The following is a 22102-nucleotide window of genomic DNA, read 5'->3' as shown; positions in this document are numbered from 1 at the left end:
TATTCTTACAATTGATTTTTATACTGAAATGAATTGGGAGTGCTGAAGTGAAAGAAGCTAATCAATGGTCATCTAAGCTGGGATTTATTTTAGCTACGGCCGGCTCTGCAATCGGGCTCGGCGCAATATGGAAGTTCCCTTACGTAGCGGGAACCAGCGGAGGCGGCGCTTTTCTGCTTGTTTTTATTTTATTTACTGTTTTAATCGGACTGCCGCTTTTGCTTGCTGAATTTATTATCGGCAGAAAAACACAAAAAAACGCCGTTGAATCCTATAAGGCGCTCGCGCCGGGGAAAAAGTGGCACTGGATCGGATATCTCGGAATCATTACGTGTTTTATTCTATTATCCTTCTACAGCGTAGTGGGGGGATGGATATTAATCTACATTATAAAAGGCTTTACAGGCGGCTTATCGCTTTCTTCGGGATTTGATACGTTATTTATCGATACCATTTCAAATCCTTATGCAGCCGTTTTCGGCCAGCTGCTGTTTATCGTGCTGACGATTTTAGTTGTGGCAAAAGGGGTGAGCAGCGGAATCGAAAAGGTAAGCCAGGTGCTGATGCCGGCTCTGTTTATTCTGTTTATTCTCTTAATGATCCGCTCCGTTACGCTGCATGATGCAGCAAAAGGATTAAAATTCTTTTTTATGCCTGATTTTGGCGCGATGGATGCCAATACCATTTTATATGCGATGGGACAATCATTTTTCTCGTTAAGCGTCGGAGTGTCCGTAATGGTTACATACAGCGCATATTTAGAAAAAGAAGAAAATATTGTTCAATCCGCCGTATCGGTGACGGTATTAAATGTCCTTGTTGCTGTGATGGCGGGAGTGGCGATTTTTCCGGCGGTGTTTGCATTCGGCCTCAAGCCGGATCAAGGCCCGCAGCTTTTATTTAACGTGCTGCCGACCGTCTTTAACCAAATGCCGTTGGGCATCGTGTTTTTACTCGCCTTTTTGCTGCTGTTTTTATTTGCGACGCTGACATCGGCTTTTTCAATGCTTGAAATTTTAGTTGCTGTTTTGTCAAAAGGCGATTCGGCAAAACGGAAGCGGTATGCATGGATCGGGGGACTTGCTATATTTATTGTCGGGGTCCCTTCGGCGCTGTCGTACGGAATTTTGAGTGATGTTTCTATTTTTCACCGCAGTATTTTTGACGCTGCGGATTTTCTGGTCAGCAATGTCTTAATGCCGCTGGGCGCGCTTTTAATTGCCGTTTTCGTACCGCTGAAAATTCCGAAACAGATGCTGTTTGACGAACTGAAAAGCGGTTCCGGTATAAAACGAAAATGGTTTGCAGTCTGGCTCCTATTAATCCGTTATGTGGCTCCTGTAGCCATTATTATCGTTTTTCTGCACGTCCTTGGTATTTTTTAAACCAAAAGAAGCAGGCCCCCGTTCAAGACGGGGGCTTTTTTAATAAAGCGGCCATATCACGCGGTGCGCTTGCTCGAACCGTTTCTCCGCCTCCCGCCAATCAACGACATTCCACCATTGATCCACGTAAGCCGCTCGGTCGTTTTTATATTGTAAGTAATAAGCGTGTTCCCACACATCCAGCGGAAGCAAAGGAATGACGTCCCACTGGCTGTAGAGCTGATGCTTCTCAGCGGCCAAAATCTCCAGCCGCCCGGCGCGCGGCGCCCAGACTAGGATAGCCCAGCCGACTCCTTCGACTTTTTTCGCCGCTTGAGAAAATTGCTCTTTAAAAGCGGAGTAGCTTCCGAATGACACATCAATCATTTGAAAGAGTGCACCCGTCGGCCGTCTTTTTCCGTTTGGATTCATCGAAAACCAGAAAATACTGTGCAAATAATGGCCCGCGCCGTGAAACGCCAATTGTCGCCCCCAATGTGCCACTAAGTCGTACTGTTTCGTCTGTCTCGCTTTTTTGAGCTCCAGTTCTGCTTTATTCAGACCGTCAACATAGCTCTGATGGTGTTTTGTATGGTGAAGTTTCATAATCTCTCTTGAAATATACGGTTCCAGTGCGGAATAACTGTAAGGCAGTTTAGGGAGGACATGCTTGCCGATCGGCACATAAGCTCTGCGCTCATCCGGCTCTTCGGGTTCAGTAATGTCCCGGTAAAGTGCCGATGCTTGTTCGTACCATTCCGCCTCCGTTAATCCATCATCCTGAAGGGTGTGAAAAATCCGGTCGATTTGTGCCGCGAAGCGATCGAACCGACCTTGCTGAATAACTTGTTCCTTCAAGGTTTCACACCAATTCAGCATTTCGGTTTGATAAGCGTGCCGTTTCATTTTTCTTCCTCCTTTTCACTCATTTTCATAAAAGTGCTGAGCGCAAGCAAAGAAAACACATACGGGTAGCTGTGATACCTGATGTAAAACTGCTTCGGCAGGCCGATTCCGGTCGGATAGCTGAAAGCGGCTCCTTCGTAATGCCGGTTTTCAATAAGAAAAGATATGCCTTTTGTGACGGCTTGATGATGAGTTTTTTCGTATTGCAGCAAAGCTTCGGCCGCCCAAGCCGTCTGTACAAGCGTCCCGTAAGAAAGCGGAACATAGGTTTTCTCTTCTGCGCTTTTACAGGATTCCCCCCAGCTTCCGTCCTCGTTTTGAATGGACTTCAGCCAGCGGATCGCTTTTTTCACGGCCGGGTGGTTTTGGCTCACGCCGCAAGCCTTCATCCCTGTCAGCGCTGCCCATGTGCCGTAAATATAGCAGACACCCCATCTGCCGTACCACGATCCGTCCTCTTCTTGATGGCGGATCAGCCATTGGACGGCCTTTTCAATCTGAGGGTGATCAGAAGAAAGCCCCGCTTCTCCTAAACAGTGCAGCACCCGTCCGGTTAAGTCGCTTGTTGAGGGATCGATGGCAGCTTCCTCAGCCGATTCCAGCGGCAGCAGGCGGACCAGCGGATGATTGACATTTTTCTCAAAAGCAGAGAAGCCGCCGTCACTGTTTTGCATGGACAAAAGCCAGCTCAGTCCGCGTTCCCATGAGGCGGGATAAAGTTTTCGCGGAATGGCTTTGAGCACTGCGGCTGTGTCATCACAATCAGGATTATTTGTATTGATGTTTGAAAAACCCCATCCTCCCGGTTCAGCATGCGGATTGTGAACGGCCCAATCAGCGACTTTCGTCTGCTGCCGTTCACGCAGAAACCGGGCGGCGCTGGTTATCATCTGATCGTTATCTGAGATCCCGCTTTTCATAAGCGCATAGTTGAGAAGCGCCGTATCCCAAACGGTCGACGTTGAATTTTCCAGGTACGGTATATCGCCGCAAGACGTGAGCAAAGCTTTCGTGCCGGCAAGTGCTTTTCTGATAACGGGGGAGTGGCGCGATACACCGAGAGCGAGCAGGCCGTACACCATAAAAATAGTGGCGCTCGCATAGCTGTATAATGTGCCGTCTTCTTCAATCCGGTCAAGCATATACGTTTTGGCCGTACGCAGACCGAGCTGGTGAAAAGCGGCAGGAATCTGCAAAAGCCGCTTCCAGTGCGCGAAAAGAGAAGAGAGGTCTCTGTTCTCATCCTGATCGGAACGAAGCCATGTAAACGGATTTTTAGTCATATGCCGATCTAAATGCGCGAGAGACGGAACGTTGGGATTTTTCAGCGAAAATCTTTTGTTAAGCGTCACGGCCATCGGTACAAAATGAATACGGGCGTATGTACTGAACTGGTAAAAATGCAGCGGGAAGGATGGGGGAATGACTAAGAAAGATAATGGCAGATGCAGCGCGGGCCATGGATAAAGGCCGTTTGCCGCAAGCATCCACTTTGTCATGAAGTGTACGTTGCGCAAGCCGCCATTTGAGATGATAAAGCGTTCGGCCTGAATCATATGCGCCTCAGAACGGCTATATAAACCGGAAGCCAGCAAGCCGGCATAGCCCTGTACAGTGGCGGTCACATTTCCTTTCCGGTCATCAGGATAGTTGGCAAAAGTTCCGTCCGGGCGCTGTTTAGCGCGAATGCCTTCTGCAAGCTCAGCGATCAGTTCTTTATCATTGTCTCCAAGAGAAGTGAGGAGGAGGATCAGAAAGGCGTTTGTCAAAATCGGTCCTTCAAAACAAAATGACCATGAGCCGTCCGCATTTTGCGTTTCTCTTAATAGGGAGATGGTTTTCTTTTGGCGGCTTCTGACGTTTTCATGAATTGTGCTCACACTCGCTCAACTCCTTCAGAAGCATATATATTCATATGTAAAAGGCGGCATGACAAAAGAAAGAAACTGCTGACAGGCAGCAGTTTCCTGTTTGATTAATCTTCCAGATTGATCCAGACGCTTTTCACTTCTGTATAATTATTCAGCGCGTAAGAGCCCATTTCCCGCCCGAGGCCGGATTGCTTATAGCCGCCGAAAGGAGATGCCGCATCGAAAACATTGTAGCAGTTGACCCAAACGGTGCCGGCTTGGAGACGGTCAGCAATGTAATGGGCGTTTTTCACATTCTCAGTCCAAAGTCCGGCTGCAAGGCCGTATTCCGAGCGGTTCGCCCGCTCAATGACTTCATCTACCGTATCATACGGAATGGCGGCTAAAACAGGGCCGAAAATTTCTTCTTTTGCGATGGTCATGCTGTCATCCACATCCGCAAATACAGTCGGGGAGACAAAATACCCTTCTTCAAACGGGCAGCTGCCGCCCGCGACAGCTTTGGCTCCTTCCGCTTTTCCTTTTTCAATATATGAAAGCACGCGCTCATGCTGTTCCTGACTGACGAGCGGGCCGATTTGTGTATCTTGGTGAAGGCCGGCGCCTTGCTGAAGCGATTTCGCATATGAAACCATTTCGCTGACGACCTCATCATATTTGTCTTTGTGAATGAAGACACGGGAGCCTGCGCAGCATACCTGCCCCTGATTAAACATGACCCCGTTTAAAGCGCCGGGAATGGCTTTCTTCAAATTGGCGTCAGGCAAAATGATGTTAGGTGACTTTCCGCCAAGCTCCAGTGTCACGCGTTTAATTTTTTTTGCGGCTTTTTCCATGATTTTTTTGCCGATTTCTGTAGAGCCGGTAAAAGCGAGTTTATCGACATCGTCATGGTTGGTCAGCGCTTCCCCGGCCGTCTCGCCGAACCCTGGAACAATATTGATGACGCCGTCAGGGAAGCCCGCCTGATCTATTAATTCCGCTAAATAGAGGGCGGTCAGCGGTGTCTGCTCGGCCGGTTTCAAAACGATTGTGCAGCCTGTGGCAAGGGCGGCGCCCATTTTCCACATCGCCATAAGGAGCGGGAAGTTCCAAGGGATGATCTGCCCCACGACGCCGACAGGCTCATGGCGGGTGTAATTAAAATATGAGCCGGCGACCGGAATCGTTTGTCCGGTTATCTTTGTAGACCATCCGGCATAATAACGCATATGCTCAATTGCAAGCGGGATATCCCCATTCGTCGTTTCATTAATCGGTTTTCCGTTATCAAGTGTTTCAAGCTGCGCGAGTTCCGTTTTGTGCTCTTCCATTAAATCGGCAAGCTTATACATCAGCCTGCTTCTGGAAGCGGCCGGCATAGTGCGCCATTCGCCGTGATCAAAGGCTTTGCGTGCCGCTTTCACTGCACTGTCAATGTCTTCTGTCTGTGCCTCGTAAAGCGTCATCAGCGTTTCTCCGGTTGCCGGATTCGGTGTGACAAATGTTGATCCTGAAGCGCTAGGAACAAATTTTCCGTCAATATAAAGTTTCTTCGTGCCCTGTAAAAATGTTTCCAGCCTTTTTGTGATCTGCATCGTTAAAGAACTCATTCGTAACAAACCTCCCGAAATTTTTTTATGGTCTGTTTTGAGCATCTTGATGTCCGCGCAAAGTAAGCGCATACAGTCATTCTATAATAACAGCCCCGGTAAAATCAATTGATAACCGTTATTGCAATTCACAAGAAAAAACGGCTACAATAAGCTTATCGATTAAGAAAAGGAGTTTTATAAATGATTCATAATAATTGGCAGACAAAAGAAAGCGTCAAAAAGGTCAAATGCGTACATACAGATGCGAAAAAATACATTGTCAAAAATGTGCTGACGCCGGGTAAAGAGTATGAAGTCAAAAATGAAACAGAAGAATTCATTTTTGTTGTAGACAATACAAACAAAGTCGGAGGCTTCTACAAAGAGTATTTTGAAGAAGTTTAAAGCTGAATGAATTTATTTTGCCTGAGCCATACTAAAAAAGACTACATATAAAGGGTGGCTGCAAAATGAAAAAAACAGAGCAAGACAAACAAAATAAAACATCAGATCAGCTTCAGCAAGTGCAACCTGAAGAAGGCACCGACACGACGATGGAACAAATTTCAGATACCTATAAAGAAGGAACAATTGAAGATACGGATCGTTGATGTTTTGTTGAAACCGCGGCATTGGAGAAGCCGCGGTTTTTTATGGCGAAGATAAAAAACTGACTTTTCGAAAAAAATACCGTTTTCTTGAAACCTTTTCTTTCGCTGAACCGTACTACTTCATAAAAGCGGCACCTTTCGCGAAGGGCTTTTTTGATGAACGTTCTAAAAATGTAATCTGTTCGTAATGGTTTAAATGCCGTCTATGTCGTATTCTTATATAGGGATAAAGAACTTATTTTTTTATGATTGTAATAAAACAATAGTATAGAAGCAGAAAGTGGGGTTCTTCATTGGGAATTTTTTCTGTCAGCAGATCAACCGACACAAAAAAGCTGGAGGCTTTGCTCGTTGAGGGAGAACGGATCGAAACGATTTATAAACTGCGGGTTGACCAAATATGCTTTACGAATAAACGAGTGATTTTCTTTGATAATAAAATGTTCTCCAAAAAGAAAGTGCGCGTATTTCTTCCATATAAAACAATTGAAAGCTTCGCCATTCAAGAAGCGGGGATGTTTGATCCCGATACCGGGCTTGTATTAATGACAAGGGGAAAAACTTTCGAATTGGAATTTGCAAAAGAAACGGACTTGACTGAGGTTCAAGCCATCTTAACAAAATACTTATGCAGTTAAATATCACATAAAAGCCATCCGAATGCATGCGGATGGCCTTTTTATTATATAATGCTTGTTTTTCCGGAGTTCGAATCAATGAGATCCGGATCAGCAATAGAACTGATGGGGATATAAATCGGCGCCAAATCACCATTTTCTTCACCGAATCCGTAGTTGATCTTATTGGATAAAAAATAATCGATTTGCTGATACGGGCCGATCGTAATGGAAGAACCGCGGTCGACTGCATTTACTTTAAAGCCTCCTACATTTACCAAAACCGGCGAAAACATCATAATGGGCCTCCTTTTCCGGCAGGGATTTTATCGCATGCAGACTCAAAGGTAGATGGAGAATCAATTTGATCCCGGTCATCCACTTTGCCGTTCGTGCCGATGAAGCCGCTTGCATCTCCGAAGTTCTGTCCGTATCCCTGATTCTTTTTATCAGAATTCTGCCATTCCGCCAGTAAATTTTGTCCGACATTCACCGCTGAAGCATTTTCAAAGGAATTAATTTTCAACATGAAAATATTAATATTGATATATGGAGTTGGTTGAACCACAGGCAAACCTCCTTTAATACAGGTGTATGCCGGCTGTTATGACCGTATGCTTAGACAGGGGGCGATAAAAATGGATTTCGATAAGATGAAGCAATGGATGGAAATGGCGCAAAACATGTCCGGCGGCGACTTTTGGAAAAACGTTTTTGATGATGAACAACTGAAATCATTTCAAAACGGCCATTCTCATTTTCCCTTTCAACAGGGAGATGGGCAAATGAGAAGAAATGAGGATGCTTTTCCTCTTATAGATATTGTGGAAACCCATGATGAGCTCCAATTTTTACTGTATCTGCCCGGCTACCGGAAACAAGATGTTCAGCTGCTGTCCTACGGAGAATATATCGTCGTAAAAGGCACGAGAAAATCCTTTTTTAATGAACAGGATTTTAAACAGAAGACCGGAAAATACGGCGATTTTGAAAAAAAACTCGACCTTCCGCATTCCGCTCAGGGAACAAAGGGAATGCAGGCGGTATTCAAAGACGGGATTTTATATATATCGATTGCTAAACATCTGGGGGATGCAAGCCAGATCATTATCGAAGGCTGATCTTGTTTGCTGTGCCATCTATCAGATCTGAATCATCGATACTCATGATAGGGATGACGACAACGGTGCAATCACCGTTTTGTTCACCGTACCCTTCATTTCTTTTATTGGCTGCTGTGTTTCTCACCATAACGGAAGAGCCGGTGTTAAAAGCTGCTCCGCCGCTGATTCCGTTCATTTTTATATACTCAAAATTGATAACGGATGGAAAAAACATCATGATTCGCCTCCTTTTTGTATATCATGTTTATATATTCGCAATGCGGGACGCATAGAACTTTCCAAGAGTGACGGGGAAAGAAGTGATTTTCTTTGAAAAAAATAATGAAAGAGATTTTCAAAAAAGTGTGTGAAGAAGAATTAGACCGGCTTAAGAAAGTGGAACAACAGCTTGATGAGCTTCAGGATAAGTGTCATTTTGAGCCGCAGACGGTTGAAGGGGAAAAAACATATGTCCATATTGAGCACGTCAAAGTGGACAAGGTTGAATACAATATTGATTTTGAAAAGCTGAGTATAGAAGAGCTGAGCGGTATGCTGAATATCGGCGCCACTTACCATACACCGGCGCACAGGCTCAAACAAGCCTGCGCTGAAGAATTTCGGGACGACCCGCAAAATGATGCTGCGAAAGAAAAAAGACAGACAAAGCAGCAGACACCCAATGTCACCATCAGGGGGAGAAACCATTGACCCCGTTGTTTCAGCCTCCTTTTTCGAGGGTATGTATTAACAGATGCAGCGAAGAACACAGACGAAAAAGGAGATGATGAATATGTCATTATCAAAAGTACAGCAGGACAGCCTTTATCATAAATTAATCGATTTAAAGGAAAGTCTTCAGGGAGAATCAAAAGAAAATCATTCAATGAGCGAAGACACAGGAGAACTGTCGAACGGAGTAGATAATCACTTAGCTGATCACGGAAGCATTTATTTGGACAGGGTCACGAATCAAACGCTGGACGGTGTCGATCAGAATCTTTTAGATGAGGTGAACGCCGCGCTTGAACGAATGGATAAAGGAACATACGGGATTTGCGAGAAAACGGGAAAAGAAATTCCTTATGAAAGACTTGAAGCCGTGCCGTACGCCAGAATGACCGTCGAAGCGCAGCGAGAAACAGAAGGGGATGTGAAAACAGACGCTCCGTCATATGAAAGGGAATTTCACGAGCAGGTGAAAGACCTCTCAAATAAAGAAACCGTTGATCAAAAAAGCTCACAAACTTACGAAATCCTGGATCGCGAGCAGGATTCACAATAATAGCAGCAGGTACATTCATATGTACCTGTTTTTTTATTCCATAAAAAATCTCAAAATCGAAATAAAATCATTGACTTTATATAAAAAAGAAAGTAACATACTATTTGTAAGTAAATTATAAAAGATTACCGGGAGGAATTTAGAATGTCTCAAGTATTATTTGTAAAATCAAGTGACCGTACGGCTGAAGAAGGCGTATCCGTAAAATTATACGAAGCGTTTCTGGCTGCTTATAAAGAAAACAATCCGAATGATGAAGTGATCGAACTTGATCTTCATAAAGAAAACCTTCCTTACCTCGGAAGAGATATGATTAACGGAACATTCAAAGCTTCAAAAGGAATTGAAATGACAGACGAAGAGAAAAAACAAGCGTCAACTGCTGACATTTACTTAAATCAATTTGTCAAAGCTGACAAAGTCGTGTTTGCATTCCCGCTTTGGAACTTCACAGTGCCTGCTGTGCTTCATACTTATGTTGATTACCTGTCTCGTGCAGGAGTTACTTTCACATACACGCCTGAAGGCCCTAAAGGTCTGATGGGAGATAAAAAAGTAGCGCTCTTAAACGCACGCGGCGGCGTATATTCTGAAGGACCGATGGCATCTCTTGAAATGTCATTAAACTTCATGAAAACCGTCCTCGGTTTCTGGGGTGTCCAAGATCTTCACACTGTTGTCGTTGAAGGCCATAATGCTGCACCGGATAATGCTCAAGCGATCATTGAAAAAGGACTGCAAGAAGCGAAAGATCTGGCTGCAAAATTCTAATTTCCATTAACTCTTGCGCCCCTACAGGGTGTGAGAGTTTTTTCTATTATAGAAGAAACTGGCGGCAGCTTTCGATCTGATCTTATATTGATATATTGATATTTTGTCGAAAAAACAATTTTTATGTAGAATAAAGCATTTTTCACAAAGAAAAAAGGTTTTCTGTAAAAGAATTAACCCTCTTGCCAAAATACGACTGATGGTGTAGGATATAAGAGAAGCTACATTGTTCGTATTGTTAATTAAGTTTTAACCTTTAAGCTGTAATAGGGAGTTTTATATCGAAGCCGGAATGTCATGCCTCCATTGCAGAGGACGACAGGAACGCTTCTGCAAACACCCACTTTGAGGAGTGGTGGTTTAAAACTTTCTTACTTGCGTACGGCATACGTAGCGAAAGCCATTTCCCTTGCGGAGATGGCTTTTTATTTTGAATTGCCCTTGAGCAGCGTACTTTATCAGTATGATAAAATGAAAGAATCAAAGACAAAGTGAGGTTTTACAACATATGCTGGAGAAAGCCCAATCCCTTCTGGCGCATTATTTTGGCTACGACAGTCTTCGCGCGGGCCAAAAGCAGGCGATACAATCAGTTGCAGAGGAAAGAAAAAACACGGTCTGCATTATGCCGACGGGGGGCGGAAAATCAATCTGCTATCAGATTCCCGCACTGCTGTTTGAAGGAACCACAATCGTTATTTCCCCTCTTATTTCCTTAATGAAAGATCAAGTCGACGCGCTTGAAGAAGCGGGTATCGCGGCAGCTTATATTAACAGCACCCAGACAAGCCGTGACATTCATGAGCGCCTGACCGGTTTGAAACAAGGGGCTTACCGGCTCTTTTACATCACACCGGAGCGTTTGACTTCTTCTGAATTCATTCACATCCTGCAGAATATTACGGTTCCTCTTGTCGCCATTGACGAAGCTCACTGTATATCGCAATGGGGACATGATTTCAGGCCGAGTTACCGGAATATCGAAATCCTTTTTAATGAATTAAAAGAACCGCCCGTCATCATCGCATTAACGGCGACGGCTACGCCTGAGGTTCATGATGACATCTGTAAGCAGCTTCATATTAAGAAAGAACAAACTGTATATACCGGTTTTGCCAGAGAGAATTTAACGTTTAAAGTAGTAAAGGGCGAAAACAAAGACCGGTTTATCGAGCGGTATCTGGAAAAAAATAAACACGAAGCCGGCATTATATATACAGCGACAAGAAAAGAAACCGACCGTTTATATGAGAAATTAAAACGCAGCGGCATCAATGCCGGCCGTTATCACGGCGGATTGGCGGATGATGACAGAAAAGACCAGCAGGAGCGGTTTCTTAACGATCAGATACAAGTGATGGTAGCTACGTCCGCTTTCGGAATGGGAATCGATAAGAGCAACATCAGGTTCGTTTTACACGCGCAGATTCCGAAAGATATGGAGAGCTATTACCAGGAAGCCGGACGGGCCGGGCGCGACGGTCTTAACAGCGAGTGTGTGCTCTTATTTTCGCCGCAGGATATTATGGTGCAGCGTTTTTTAATAGACCAATCGGCCGCCGGAGAAGAAAAACAAAAGCAGGATCTCAAAAAACTGAGACAGATGGTGGATTACTGCCATACGGAAGATTGCCTGCAGCGGTTTATTCTGAAGTATTTCGGCGAGAATGAGGCGGAAGCTTGCGGAGCATGCGGCAATTGCACTGATACAAGGACCGCCCATGACGTCACAAAAGAAGCGCAGATGGTATTGTCATGCATCATCAGAATGAATGAGCGCTTCGGAAAAACGATGGTGGCGCAGGTGCTTAGCGGGTCTAAAAATAAAAAAGTGCTGGAAAACGGCTTCAGCAGCCTGTCCACTTACGGCATTATGAAGCATCAATCCGCAGCGGAAATCAGTGATTTTATCGAATTCCTTATTTCAGATGAATATATCAGAATGGCGGACGGCACATTTCCGACGCTTATGGTCACCCAAAAAGGCAGGGACGTTCTGCTTGGAAAAAGCGCAGTCTCGAGAAAAGAAGCCTTACAGGCCGCCGCCGTTACCGAGAATGATGAATTATTTGAGCTTCTCCGGCGTCTCCGCAAAGAGATTGCAGCTGAACAGGGTGTGCCTCCATTTGTCGTATTCTCAGATCAGACGTTAAAAGAAATGTCGGCGAAACTTCCGAAAACGGATCAGGATCTTCTTTCCGTAAAAGGGGTCGGGGAACAAAAAAGATTGAAATACGGAGCAGTTTTTTTAGAAGAAATCCGAAATTATGTAAGAGAAACAGAGTGAAAAAAAGTTTTTTTAGAAATTTGCACATTGTGTTTTTCATTCGCGCCGGAAAAATCAGAAGCTTGAAAACCCTTGCTGTATCAGGGTTTCAGCAAGACTTACCAAGCGAGAGAAATGTTTCATGTAAAGGAACTGTAATCTAATTCAAATCGTTTTGTTATTGAACTGACATTTTCATATGTTACGATATCACCTGTTAGCCGCCAATAAAAAGCTAACAAGGGAGGATTTACTTATGAAGAAGACGATTATGTCCTTTGTCGCAGTTGCAGCAATTTCAACAACTGCATTTGGAGCTCACGCTTCTGCTAAAGAAATCACGGTGCAAAAGGGTGACACGCTCTGGGGGATCTCGCAAAAAAACGGAGTGAACCTAAAGGACTTAAAAGAATGGAATCAGTTATCTTCTGATTTAATCATTGAAGGAGAGAAACTGACTATTTCTTCAGTAGAAACAACCACATCTGGGCAGTACACAGTGAAGCAGGGCGACAGCCTCTGGAAAATTGCTCAGAAATTCGGAACATCAGTCGGCAATCTGAAAAGCTTGAATAACTTGCAATCAGATATAATTTACGCAGGCACAACGTTAAATGTGAAAGGTCAGGCTCAGGCTGCACAGCCGGCTCAAGAAGCCAGCCAGCCGCAAACTGAACAAAAACCAGCTGCCGAGACAGAACAGCCGAAACAAGAAGCTGTCAAAAACGAGCAGCCTAAACAAGAACCTGTTCAAGAACAACAACCTAAACAAGAAGCGAAGGCTGTCGAAGCAAAACAGCAGCCTGTTCAATCAAATACAAACCAACAAGAGCCTAAAAAGCAGCTGACAATGACTGCAACTGCTTACTCTGCTAACGACGGCGGCATTTCCGGTGTAACGGCAACCGGTGTTGACTTAAACAAAAACCCTGATGCAAAAGTCATCGCGGTAGACCCTAGTGTCATTCCGCTTGGCTCTAAGGTTTATGTTGAAGGTTACGGAGTGGCAACAGCAGCAGATACAGGCGGCGCAATTAAAGGAAATAAAATTGACGTATTTGTTGCAAAGAAAAGTGACGCTAACAACTGGGGCGTCAGAACAGTAAATGTTAAAGTATTAGACTAGTTTCATATAGAGATGAAGAACACAAGGCGAAATGCTTTGTGTTCTTTTTTTCTTCCCTTTTTTGACTGTATATAATCGTTATATGCGGAAAAAGAAAAAGCGTTTCTCTAATATAAATAAGGAATGGATGTGAAAACGGAATCTGAAGGGATGTATGAATCTAATGGAGCCGGAATTTATATGTTTATGGAATGCCTTCACAGAATCACCGGTGTTTCATGCAGGTATATGCACCGCTTTCGCCATTGTGCTCGTTATCGGACTGTCTATGCCTGCTGTCAGGCTGTTTCAGGCGCTTGACAGAGGGAGAGGAAGGCCAGCCGTTATTGAAAAGGTGAGACGTACTGGCGTGATGAAGAATGGCAGGCACGAGCTTGTGCTTATTTTAAACGTAAAAAACCAAGACGGAACGCATGATAAACGTGAACTGACACATGCCGTATATAATGAAGAGATCAGCCGTTTTTATGAAGGAGCTTCCGTATGGGTGACGGCAGCGGCTGGCGGACGAATTATGATCGCTCCGCGCACGCCGCGGCATAAGGCGTCAAAATAAAAAGACGGGGCGGTTTTCCCGGCTTTATGTATTAATGCCGATCGATCCATATCCGTCCGCCTTCTGAGCCGGCTTCTATCCTGCATGTTCCTCCGATCGGGAATGTCATCAAAGGGGAGGTATGGCCGAAATCAGCATTTGCGATAACAGGCATGGATGACAGTTCTTCTTTTGTACGGATGACGGCACGCAGAGCCTCCTCAGACACATTTGAAGCATGCTGGAAACGTCCGATGACAATTCCCTTCACGGCTGAAAAAGCGGGAAGGTGGATGAGTGACTGCAAATCCCGGTCAAACATATGAATGTCCGACATATAATCATCTTCTATAAACAGAATCACTTGCTCCATCTCCGGAAAGTATTCGGTGCCCTGCAGAAGATTCAGCGTGCATAGATTTCCTCCGATCAGTGTTCCTTCCGCATATCCGGGTTGAATAACGAGCGGTCCCGGATTCCGATAAAAACGTCTGTCCTCCTGGTTCAAATACCATTTATCATCACTCCACTCGGATGAAGGCTTTACCTCATACGGGTTGTCAGAAGCACAGCAGGCCAAGAAAGACTTAATCGTATAGTCCAGCCCTTTTTTCATGGCAAATGAAGAAAAGTGGGGACCGGAATATGTAATAAGGCCGGTTTTTTGATATATGGCATGCCCGAGAGCGGTAATATCTGAATAGCCGCAAAGGATTTTCGGATGCCGCTTGATGTTTTCATAATCAAGATAGCGGAGCAGATGATTTGATTGGAACCCGCCGAGTGTCGTCAAAATCGCTTTGATGTCAGGGTCAGCGAAAGCCTCGTGCAGATCCCGTACACGCGATTCAATGGATGATGAATCAAATTCATTTATTTCTTTCGCATTCTCTGAAAAAGAGACACAAAAGCCCAGCTCCTCCAATTTTGTCTTCGCGGCATTTATATTTTCATCTGACATAACGGACATGCTTGTGGCCGGAGACACAATACGAATGCCGTCACCTTTTTTCAATTTTTCCGGATACAAAAAAACCCTCCTTATATGGTTTAATCTATTACACCATATAAAAGAGGGTTTCTCTATTATTTTTTTACAAGTCGACCCATTTAATGCCGCCTGATTGCGTATCATTGTCAATCCAGACATCAAAGTGATGCTTTTCATAAAAATGAACGAGCCTGTCGACATGATCCCAATCACGCTTAGCGATGTCGCCCGTCACTTTCGGGATATTCTGCTCTCTGGCGATATGTTTTAAAAATTTCATGCAGATCGAGCCGTAGCCATGGTTCGGCGGGCCTTTAATGTCCCCGATATGAATGGCATTGTCATAATAAGAGGCGATCAGTGAAAAACAGCCTCTTCCCCGGTAGGCTGATTCACAATCAGTCAGCATAATCTTACATGTTTGGCCATCATCAATCGAGGAAACAATGATCCAATCGTCATTGTTCGATTGATCAATACCAAGCACTCGCGCGTCTTTTGATACATCTATCAGATTTTCCCGCATTCTGAAAATCTGAAATTCAAGTTTATGAAGCTCTTTTTCCAGCTCTTTCTGATCTCTTTCTTCTGCAGTAAACAAAATCATACTCCTTTCACAGCGTAAAAGTCTTAGTTAAACACAAGTATCCATTGTAGTAAATGATGTCTTGGTTTGTAAATGGGTTTTGCAAAAACTTTTTTAGAAAAGTCTGCCGTTTATATGTGGATTGACGTTTTTAAGGCGGTGCGGATAGGGAAAGGAACAGTGAGCAGCGGAAAAAGGAGGAATCTATAATGGCAATTGACTCACTCATCGGCAAATTGAAGTACGTAATGACGGAATCTCCTGATAAAATGCTTTCCTTATATGTAAATACGGATATGAGAAATCCGGATCAGCAGGGGGGAGAGTGGAAAATCGCCTTGAAAACCGGTTTTCGGAGATTAAAAGAGTATCTGTCTGCCAGTGATCCGGAAGAAGAAAAATCTCTCGTCCGCATCATGGAACGTGTCTATCAATATATCGATGAGCTTGGTAAAGAGATGCCGCGAAGTCTCGTATTTTTTGCGTCGGGAGAAGGCGGTATTTGGGAGACGATTGAATTGCAGGTGCCTGTTGAAACACGATTTTATTGGGAAGAGACGGCTGTCCTTGATCAATTAGAACTTCTTCGTGAACAATTTCCGAGCACGGCTTTTATTCTCACCCAGCAGAATGAAGTGAAGATCATAGAAACCGTACTCGGAAAAATTGAAGGAGTGGAGCATTATCATTACGACGTCATCAATGAATCGTGGAAACCGCAGGATGTAAGCGGAAGCCTCTCCGCGTCGATGGACGAAGACGCTGCCAAAGCCCACGTCGAAGAAAACCAAAACAGGCTGTATAAACGATTGGCTTCAAACCTTGATCAAAAGGCCGCTTCACACCAATGGGAGCGTCTCGTAATCGCAGGGGACAAAGAAACAGCCGATATTCTCGATCAGCACATGAATAAACCGATTGATCGGATCATTCCAAAAAATCTGTTGAATGAAAACGAACATAAGGTGATAGAAGAACTGTTGAAGGAAGCATGATATGACGAAAGGCCGGGTCTCAAACACCCGGTCTTTTTAGGGCTTAAGTTTGTCTAATTTCTGACGAAGCGGGCGAAACCGTTGACATCAAAGCTGAATTCTCATACCATTTGGATAGTCAGTAAAATTGAGAGAGGTCATAAGATGAATCAGACAGAAAACAAACCTAAAAGTTATACCGGTATCGTGCTGACATTGACCGTTCTGATCAACGGGTTAATTGCGGTGCTGTTTTTTATGCCGAAATCGGGACAGGTCAGCATTGCCAATATTCATATTCTGCCGATGTTAAATGCCATTTTTAACAGCTTTACTTTTATCTTTTTGCTGGCAGCGCTCTTTATGATTAAGCAAAAAAATATTCAAGCGCATAAACGCTTTATTTTGGCGGCGTTTACGACGACTCTGCTGTTTTTGATCTGCTATGTCGTATACCACTCTGTGGCTGAAAATACTTTATTCGGCGGCCACGGCATCATTCGGGGGATTTATTTCTTTATTTTAATTACGCACATCTGTCTTTCCGCCGTTATCGTGCCGCTTGCGCTGTTTACGCTGATCAGAGGATTCAGCATGCAAGTGGAGCGCCACAAAAAAATCGCGAGATGGACGATGCCGCTCTGGCTGTATGTCAGTCTGACGGGTGTCATTGTATACTTAATGATCTCACCGTATTATTAAAAAAAGCCGTGCTCTGCGCGGCTTTTTTCTATTGATTGAAAAAGGCGCCTCATCAGGGCGCCTTTTACTCTTCAAGCGTTTCAAGTGTTGTTACATTTAAGGATTGTTCAACGGTTTTTGTTTTTGCTTTTACTTTTTCTGCGTACGTGTAATCACCATAGCAGTAGGGATAACGGAAATTGTCTTTGTTCCCTCCGCAAGTGTAAAGTTTCGGATTCTTTTTGACCTGCTGCTCGGAGTATTGTTTTGCCAGTTCCTCAGTATGCGATCCTCCATGTTCAGCCACAAAATCAATATAGCCGGCTCCCATGTTGTAGCTTTGTATAATCGTATCCAAGTCTACGCCTTTTTTCTTGCCTGTTTGGTACATGAGAGTGAATTGTTTGATTCCCTGTTTGATACTGGTTTGAGGGTTTTTAATCTCATTTCGCTTTAAACCCAGAGATTCTGAAGACTGCATGGGATCATTTCCTCTTCCTTTTGACTCCTGATATATCATGCCGAGTACAAGCGATGTATATTTGGTGAGTCCTTTTTCATCCAGCTCGTCTTCAACAAGCGGTTTGTAATCTGTCAGCCGTTCAAGGACGATCGGCTTGACATCAAACGGAAGACTTTTGAGCCATTCATTATTTGAAAATAACAGAATGAGGAAGAAGGAAACCATGACAAAAACACATATCATCATAAGACCCGCGGCAGCGAAACAGCCTTTTTTCTTTTTCTCCACTGTGTTTCACCCTCAATTTCAGGAGCATTATGACTTTTTCATTATGACACAGATGAATGCGCGAAACCAAGCGGAAACCCGTATTTGAAACATAAATTTAAAATAACGGTTCTTTTGTCAGGCGCAGGATGTATCTGCATCAATTGACATTTGGTATAATTGGGCTACTTGAGAAAAGAAGGGTGAGGTATATGACTGAATTTCACGAATCCGGAAACAAAAATGACCCCGCTGTCGATTTAGATGAGGAAACTTTATTTTTGGTTGCCCAGACTTTTAAGGCGCTGTCTGATCCGACCAGAATCAGAATTCTCCATTTGCTGTCACAGGGTGAGCACGCGGTAAATGATATCGCAGAAAAGCTGAATTTGCTGCAGTCTACCGTTTCTCATCAGCTGCGTTTTCTTAAAAATCTGCGCCTCGTCAAATCACGCAGAGAAGGAACATCCATCTATTATTCTCCTGAGGATGAACATGTGTTAGATGTGCTTCAGCAAATGATTCACCATACGCGGCACGATTAAAAAACATCCCTGCTTTTGAGACAGGGATGTCAGCCGTACTGACTGTTATTGGTTTGGTCTCTGCTCGTTTTTAAAACATAAAAAGAGAAGCCGCTGTAATAAACTGCGATGAAATAAAAGATACTGATGGTCAGCGGATCGGCCCCGACCGTTTGGCTGTATGCCTCCGGATGGGTAAAGTCCGCTGTGACCCGGTAAATTTCAATAACGCGATAAACAAATCTCGATAGGAATAACGTTAATAGAATAAGTTCAATCCACAGGTGAGTGCGAAAATATATTTTTCCGCGGCGTTCTTCAAAAGAAATGTTCCGTTTAGCAAACAGGACCAGAAGCCAGCCGCAAAAAGTGCCGAATATAAGATGGCCGTATAAAGCCGGGTGTGTGATGCTGAAAAACGCCAGAGCTGCGGCCAGCAATGAAAACAAAATCATTCTTGTATAAAGCCAGCGGGGTTTCAAAGGCTGAAAGCCGACGGACCGTTTCACCTTTTTATACAGAAAAAAGGCAATCATTAAGACAGGGCAGATGCTTTGAAGTGTGATATGCATGGTGTGGAACTCCCCCTCCGTTGAGTAGTGTATGCTTATCCGGCTGGTTTTAGTAGTGTGATTTATTCGCAGGCTGAAAGCATCTTTTATCACATTATGCACGTTTCTTTTTTTGGCATAAGAGAATCGCCCGCGCCTTTTTCAGGATTTAAACATAAAACTCTTGAAAAACTAACGGTATTAGGTATAATAAAACTAATGATATTAGTTTTAGGAGGATGTTCATGAGAATCTTACAATACGGAACCGTTTGGCAGCTGACTTTTTTTCCAGCGCTTTTCCCGGTGAATTGTTATTTGGTTGAAGAAGAAGAAGGAGTAACCCTGATTGACGCCGGACTGCCTAACAGTCATAAAGGAATCAAACAAGCATTGCGGCAGCTTGGGAAGCCGCTGAATGACATATTACTCACCCACGCGCACGGGGATCACATCGGTTCGCTTGACTCATTAGCTGCGGAATTTCCGGATGCTTCCGTCTGTATTTCTGAGCGGGATTCTTTCTTGCTGAAAGGTGACACTTCATTATTTGAGCATGAAGCACAAACACCGATAAAGGGGGGAGTGCCGAAAAATGTTCAGACCGAACCTGATCGCCTGCTGAAAGGCGGCGAGCGGATCGGATCTTTACTTGTCATTCCCGCTCCCGGTCATACGCCGGGAAGCCTCGCTTTTAAAGATATGAGAAATGATATGCTGATCGTCGGAGATGCCTTTCAAGTACGGGGCGGCCTTGCTGTTTCTGGGAAGCTGAAATGGAAATTTCCGTTTCCGGCTTTTGCTACGTGGAATAAAGAAGAAGCTGTAAAAACAGCAAGAACACTTATCGCTCATCAACCAAGCAGTCTGGCCGCCGGACATGGAAATGTTCTCTGCAATCCCGTTGAAATGATGGCTGAGGCTGCTGAGGAAGCCGAACGAAGCCTGCCGGGAGGCCGATCATAATGTCACCGAGAGTCGGAATGAGCCTTGACATGATATTGAGAGCCGCAGCAGGCATCGCTGACGAAAAAGGGCTGAACGAAGTGACGCTTGCGGCTGTTGCAAAGTCCTTAAACGTAAAACCGCCTTCCCTTTACAATTTTGTCAATGGCCTTCAAGGAATTAAAACAGAGCTGGCTGTCTCCGGTTTAACTATGTTATATGAAAAAATGGCGGCCTCTGCAGAAGGACTGACGGGCGAAACGGCTTTGCTTGCTCTTGCCGATGCCTATATCAATTTCGCCGAAGCCAATCCCGGATTATATGACGCAACATTTCAAAAGATAAAAGACGGGCGGATTGAGAATCTGTCAAGCCTGCTTGTAGAGCTTGTTGTCAGGCAGCTGACTGCTAACGGTTATGCACAGTCTGACACTGCGATTCATGCTGCGAGAGGACTGAGGAGCCTTCTTCACGGATTTGCCGTGTTGAGAAAACAGAGTGCATTTGAATTAACCGAATCAATTAAGGAAAGCCGGAAGTTTGCAGTTGTTGCTTTTCTAAGAGGTTTGCAGGAGAGGGAACAATAATATTATTATGTAAACTAAATAAAAAGACGCATCATGTAAAAAGGAGGGACAAATGGATTCATTACAACATATCATTTGTGAGCGGCGCACCTATTCACATATATTTGATTCTCATGCACACACATACTGCCAAATGCTCTTTCCGCTCGAAGGACAGCTGGACCTGGAGACAGAAAGACGTAAAATCAGATTAAAACCTGATCAAATGCTGTATATTCCGCCCGGGCATGAACATCGGTTCCGTTCTTTGGAGCGAAATGAATGTCTCGTTCTCGACATACCGGCATATTTTTTCAAAGGTTCATTAGACCCCGGCGTTCTGAATAAGCTTGATCCTTTTTGGACATCGATTCGGTTTCTGCTGACAGAAGAGACAAAGCAGCAGTCGGCTCATTCATTGAGTCTGCTTGCAGAATATATTGCTGAAAAGATACAAGTAAACCGTACGAATGATTCAATTGCGTATATCCGCCGAAATCTATCAAAGACTTTTACAATTAAAGAGCTTGCCGCAATGGAACATTACCACCCGGCGTATTATTCCGACTGGTTTAAAAAGCAGACGGGGAAAAGCCCGCAAGCTTATATTGCTGAGCTCCGTATGAAGAAAGCGGAACAAATGCTTATTGAAACAAAATGCCGGCTGACAGACATCAGTCAGGAGGTCGGCTTTCAAAATTTGTCTTCCTTTACCAGATGGTTTGTCAGACATAAGGGAATAACGCCGCGCGTCTTCCGAAACACCTTTCAATCTGATAAATAATCCTGAAAATCGGTTAAATAAACTGCTTCTTTTTTTGGTATCATGATTGTAAAAAAGGAGTTTTTGATATGGCAGTCATCGAAGATTTTATCAAGCTTGATCTTAGAATAGGAACGGTCGTAAAAGCGGAAGTATTCCCGGAAGCAAAGGTGCCGGCCATTAAGATGACAATAGATTTCGGCGAAAAGATCGGCATGAAACAATCAAGCGCCCAGATTACAAAACGGTACGAACCGGGTGATCTGATGGGCAGACAGGTTACAGCTATTGTCAACTTTCCGCCGCGGCGGATCGCCGGATTTAAGTCAGAAGTTCTCGTTCTCGGCGGCATCCCGGAAAAAGGAGACGTTGTCCTGCTTACGCCAGAGCAGACAGTACCGAACGGAACGAAAATCGGATAATAAAAAAAGACGTTTGCAGAAGCAAACGTCTTTTGCGTATTGAGGCGATACACCACACGCCACATTCGTGTGTGCCGCAAGGGCATGTGCATCGGCTTACACAATTCAGCTCATCGCTATATCAATATAGCATGCCGGGTGTGGAAATGCAAGAGATTTTTTAATATATGTTATATCTGGCTTTGTTTTACCGATCCCAGATTCCTTCGTGTAAGGTTTAATTTGAAATTTTATGATCTTGAATAAAGCAGTTCGACAAATGCAAGAGATTCATCTAATCTTATATCCTATGGTAAAATTTAGACAGAAAGAAGCAGAAAGGAGCCGTAAATGAAAGTATT

General features: G+C 44.2%; 28 protein-coding genes and 1 other RNA gene. 19 read left to right on the top strand and 10 right to left on the bottom strand.

What is annotated here, in order from left to right:
• The first annotated feature begins 47 nt into the window (after positions 1–47).
• Positions 48–1385, top strand: coding sequence for a sodium-dependent transporter (locus tag D5S11_RS18730; RefSeq protein WP_007407975.1), 1338 nt, complete (start codon positions 48–50; stop codon positions 1383–1385).
• Positions 1386–1424: 39 nt separating this feature from the next.
• On the opposite strand, the gene D5S11_RS18725 is transcribed toward D5S11_RS18730, so the two are convergent.
• The 3 genes from D5S11_RS18725 to D5S11_RS18715 form a co-directional block, all read right to left on the bottom strand.
• Complete coding sequence (locus D5S11_RS18725; RefSeq protein ID WP_007407976.1) at positions 1425–2270, bottom strand: superoxide dismutase; 846 nt, start codon at positions 2268–2270, stop codon at positions 1425–1427.
• Positions 2267–4150, bottom strand: a complete 1884-nt coding sequence (locus tag D5S11_RS18720; RefSeq protein ID WP_007407977.1) for a terpene cyclase/mutase family protein — start codon at positions 4148–4150, stop codon at positions 2267–2269. The genes D5S11_RS18725 and D5S11_RS18720 overlap by 4 nt, the downstream gene beginning before the upstream one ends.
• Before the next feature lie 95 nt (positions 4151–4245).
• Entirely contained in the window at positions 4246–5733 is a 1488-nt protein-coding gene (locus tag D5S11_RS18715) for an aldehyde dehydrogenase family protein (RefSeq protein ID WP_003153776.1), read from the bottom strand.
• Positions 5734–5916: 183 nt separating this feature from the next.
• On the opposite strand from D5S11_RS18715, the gene D5S11_RS18710 reads away from it, so the two are divergent.
• The 3 genes from D5S11_RS18710 to D5S11_RS18700 all read left to right on the top strand — a co-directional run bounded on the left by D5S11_RS18710 (position 5917) and on the right by D5S11_RS18700 (position 6964).
• A complete protein-coding gene (locus tag D5S11_RS18710; RefSeq protein ID WP_007407979.1) occupies positions 5917–6120 on the top strand; it encodes a DUF6501 family protein in 204 nt (67 codons plus the stop codon).
• A 65-nt stretch (positions 6121–6185) separates the two neighbouring features.
• Positions 6186–6326 (top strand): DUF4025 domain-containing protein, encoded by a 141-nt coding sequence (locus D5S11_RS18705; protein ID WP_003153781.1) that lies wholly within the window; start codon positions 6186–6188, stop codon positions 6324–6326.
• A 293-nt stretch (positions 6327–6619) separates the two neighbouring features.
• Positions 6620–6964 carry a PH domain-containing protein gene (locus tag D5S11_RS18700; protein WP_003153783.1) on the top strand — a complete coding sequence of 115 codons (345 nt, stop codon included), beginning with the start codon at positions 6620–6622 and terminating at the stop codon, positions 6962–6964.
• Between the two features lie 44 nt (positions 6965–7008).
• On the opposite strand, the gene D5S11_RS18695 is transcribed toward D5S11_RS18700, so the two are convergent.
• A complete protein-coding gene (locus tag D5S11_RS18695; protein WP_003153785.1) occupies positions 7009–7242 on the bottom strand; it encodes a hypothetical protein in 234 nt (77 codons plus the stop codon).
• Positions 7239–7511 carry a hypothetical protein gene (locus D5S11_RS18690; RefSeq protein WP_003153786.1) on the bottom strand — a complete coding sequence of 91 codons (273 nt, stop codon included), beginning with the start codon at positions 7509–7511 and terminating at the stop codon, positions 7239–7241. The genes D5S11_RS18695 and D5S11_RS18690 overlap by 4 nt, the downstream gene beginning before the upstream one ends.
• A gap of 70 nt (positions 7512–7581) precedes the next feature.
• Here D5S11_RS18690 and D5S11_RS18685 point away from each other — a divergent pair, with 70 nt between their 5' ends.
• Positions 7582–8064: an Hsp20/alpha crystallin family protein gene (locus tag D5S11_RS18685; RefSeq protein ID WP_003153787.1), complete on the top strand. Its 483-nt coding sequence runs from the start codon at positions 7582–7584 to the stop codon at positions 8062–8064.
• Here the strand turns inward: D5S11_RS18685 and D5S11_RS18680 are convergent.
• Positions 8051–8284, bottom strand: a complete 234-nt coding sequence (locus tag D5S11_RS18680) for a hypothetical protein (RefSeq protein WP_014418113.1) — start codon at positions 8282–8284, stop codon at positions 8051–8053. The two genes, D5S11_RS18685 and D5S11_RS18680, sit on opposite strands and share 14 nt — an antisense overlap.
• A 92-nt stretch (positions 8285–8376) precedes the next feature.
• Between D5S11_RS18680 and gerPC the strand changes: the two genes are divergently transcribed.
• The 7 genes from gerPC to D5S11_RS18645 all read left to right on the top strand — a co-directional run bounded on the left by gerPC (position 8377) and on the right by D5S11_RS18645 (position 14050).
• Positions 8377–8757, top strand: a complete 381-nt coding sequence (gerPC, locus tag D5S11_RS18675) for a spore germination protein GerPC (RefSeq protein WP_061046686.1) — start codon at positions 8377–8379, stop codon at positions 8755–8757.
• A gap of 82 nt (positions 8758–8839) precedes the next feature.
• Positions 8840–9331: a TraR/DksA family transcriptional regulator gene (locus D5S11_RS18670; RefSeq protein ID WP_025284851.1), complete on the top strand. Its 492-nt coding sequence runs from the start codon at positions 8840–8842 to the stop codon at positions 9329–9331.
• A 144-nt stretch (positions 9332–9475) separates the two neighbouring features.
• The gene (locus D5S11_RS18665; protein WP_003153791.1) at positions 9476–10102 is read left to right on the top strand and encodes an FMN-dependent NADH-azoreductase; all 627 of its coding nucleotides are present in this window, start codon (positions 9476–9478) and stop codon (positions 10100–10102) included.
• Positions 10103–10317: 215 nt separating this feature from the next.
• Positions 10318–10503: non-coding RNA, 6S RNA (ssrS, locus tag D5S11_RS18660), on the top strand.
• A gap of 107 nt (positions 10504–10610) precedes the next feature.
• Entirely contained in the window at positions 10611–12389 is a 1779-nt protein-coding gene (gene recQ / locus D5S11_RS18655) for a DNA helicase RecQ (protein WP_020955932.1), read from the top strand.
• A gap of 235 nt (positions 12390–12624) precedes the next feature.
• The gene (locus D5S11_RS18650; RefSeq protein WP_007407985.1) at positions 12625–13494 is read left to right on the top strand and encodes a 3D domain-containing protein; all 870 of its coding nucleotides are present in this window, start codon (positions 12625–12627) and stop codon (positions 13492–13494) included.
• 163 nt (positions 13495–13657) lie between these two features.
• The gene (locus tag D5S11_RS18645) at positions 13658–14050 is read left to right on the top strand and encodes a hypothetical protein (RefSeq protein WP_007407986.1); all 393 of its coding nucleotides are present in this window, start codon (positions 13658–13660) and stop codon (positions 14048–14050) included.
• A gap of 31 nt (positions 14051–14081) precedes the next feature.
• On the opposite strand, the gene D5S11_RS18640 is transcribed toward D5S11_RS18645, so the two are convergent.
• Both D5S11_RS18640 and D5S11_RS18635 read right to left on the bottom strand, forming a co-directional pair.
• Positions 14082–15059: a S66 family peptidase gene (locus D5S11_RS18640; RefSeq protein ID WP_061046688.1), complete on the bottom strand. Its 978-nt coding sequence runs from the start codon at positions 15057–15059 to the stop codon at positions 14082–14084.
• A 64-nt stretch (positions 15060–15123) separates the two neighbouring features.
• Entirely contained in the window at positions 15124–15627 is a 504-nt protein-coding gene (locus D5S11_RS18635; RefSeq protein ID WP_014418107.1) for an N-acetyltransferase, read from the bottom strand.
• Between the two features lie 188 nt (positions 15628–15815).
• Between D5S11_RS18635 and D5S11_RS18630 the strand changes: the two genes are divergently transcribed.
• Positions 15816–16601: a VLRF1 family aeRF1-type release factor gene (locus tag D5S11_RS18630; RefSeq protein WP_007407989.1), complete on the top strand. Its 786-nt coding sequence runs from the start codon at positions 15816–15818 to the stop codon at positions 16599–16601.
• Positions 16602–16745: 144 nt separating this feature from the next.
• Positions 16746–17282, top strand: a complete 537-nt coding sequence (locus tag D5S11_RS18625; RefSeq protein ID WP_007407990.1) for a DUF420 domain-containing protein — start codon at positions 16746–16748, stop codon at positions 17280–17282.
• A gap of 64 nt (positions 17283–17346) precedes the next feature.
• Here the strand turns inward: D5S11_RS18625 and D5S11_RS18620 are convergent, their stop codons facing one another.
• Positions 17347–18012 carry a lysozyme family protein gene (locus tag D5S11_RS18620; RefSeq protein ID WP_003153802.1) on the bottom strand — a complete coding sequence of 222 codons (666 nt, stop codon included), beginning with the start codon at positions 18010–18012 and terminating at the stop codon, positions 17347–17349.
• 191 nt (positions 18013–18203) lie between these two features.
• On the opposite strand from D5S11_RS18620, the gene czrA reads away from it, so the two are divergent.
• Positions 18204–18536, top strand: a complete 333-nt coding sequence (gene czrA / locus D5S11_RS18615) for a Zn(II)-responsive metalloregulatory transcriptional repressor CzrA (RefSeq protein ID WP_012117736.1) — start codon at positions 18204–18206, stop codon at positions 18534–18536.
• A 29-nt stretch (positions 18537–18565) separates the two neighbouring features.
• Here the strand turns inward: czrA and D5S11_RS18610 are convergent, their stop codons facing one another.
• On the bottom strand, positions 18566–19087 hold the full coding sequence (locus D5S11_RS18610; RefSeq protein ID WP_032866232.1) for a CcdC protein domain-containing protein: 522 nt from the start codon (positions 19085–19087) through the stop codon (positions 18566–18568).
• 224 nt (positions 19088–19311) lie between these two features.
• Here D5S11_RS18610 and D5S11_RS18605 point away from each other — a divergent pair, with 224 nt between their 5' ends.
• The 4 genes from D5S11_RS18605 (at position 19312) to csaA (ending at position 21761) form a co-directional block, all read left to right on the top strand.
• Positions 19312–20031, top strand: coding sequence for an MBL fold metallo-hydrolase (locus D5S11_RS18605; protein ID WP_014418104.1), 720 nt, complete (start codon positions 19312–19314; stop codon positions 20029–20031).
• Positions 20031–20597: a TetR/AcrR family transcriptional regulator gene (locus tag D5S11_RS18600; RefSeq protein WP_012117734.1), complete on the top strand. Its 567-nt coding sequence runs from the start codon at positions 20031–20033 to the stop codon at positions 20595–20597. The genes D5S11_RS18605 and D5S11_RS18600 overlap by 1 nt, the downstream gene beginning before the upstream one ends.
• Before the next feature lie 52 nt (positions 20598–20649).
• Positions 20650–21360 carry an AraC family transcriptional regulator gene (locus D5S11_RS18595; protein ID WP_032866231.1) on the top strand — a complete coding sequence of 237 codons (711 nt, stop codon included), beginning with the start codon at positions 20650–20652 and terminating at the stop codon, positions 21358–21360.
• A gap of 68 nt (positions 21361–21428) precedes the next feature.
• Positions 21429–21761: a chaperone CsaA gene (csaA, locus tag D5S11_RS18590; RefSeq protein WP_032866230.1), complete on the top strand. Its 333-nt coding sequence runs from the start codon at positions 21429–21431 to the stop codon at positions 21759–21761.
• The last annotated feature ends 341 nt before the right edge of the window (positions 21762–22102 follow it).

Source organism: Bacillus sp. L75, from assembly GCF_003676355.1.
GTDB classification, from domain to species: Bacteria; Bacillota; Bacilli; order Bacillales; family Bacillaceae; genus Bacillus; species Bacillus velezensis.
The sequence above is the reverse complement of the archived record's forward strand: the minus strand, read 5'-3'. Positions and strand labels throughout refer to the sequence as shown.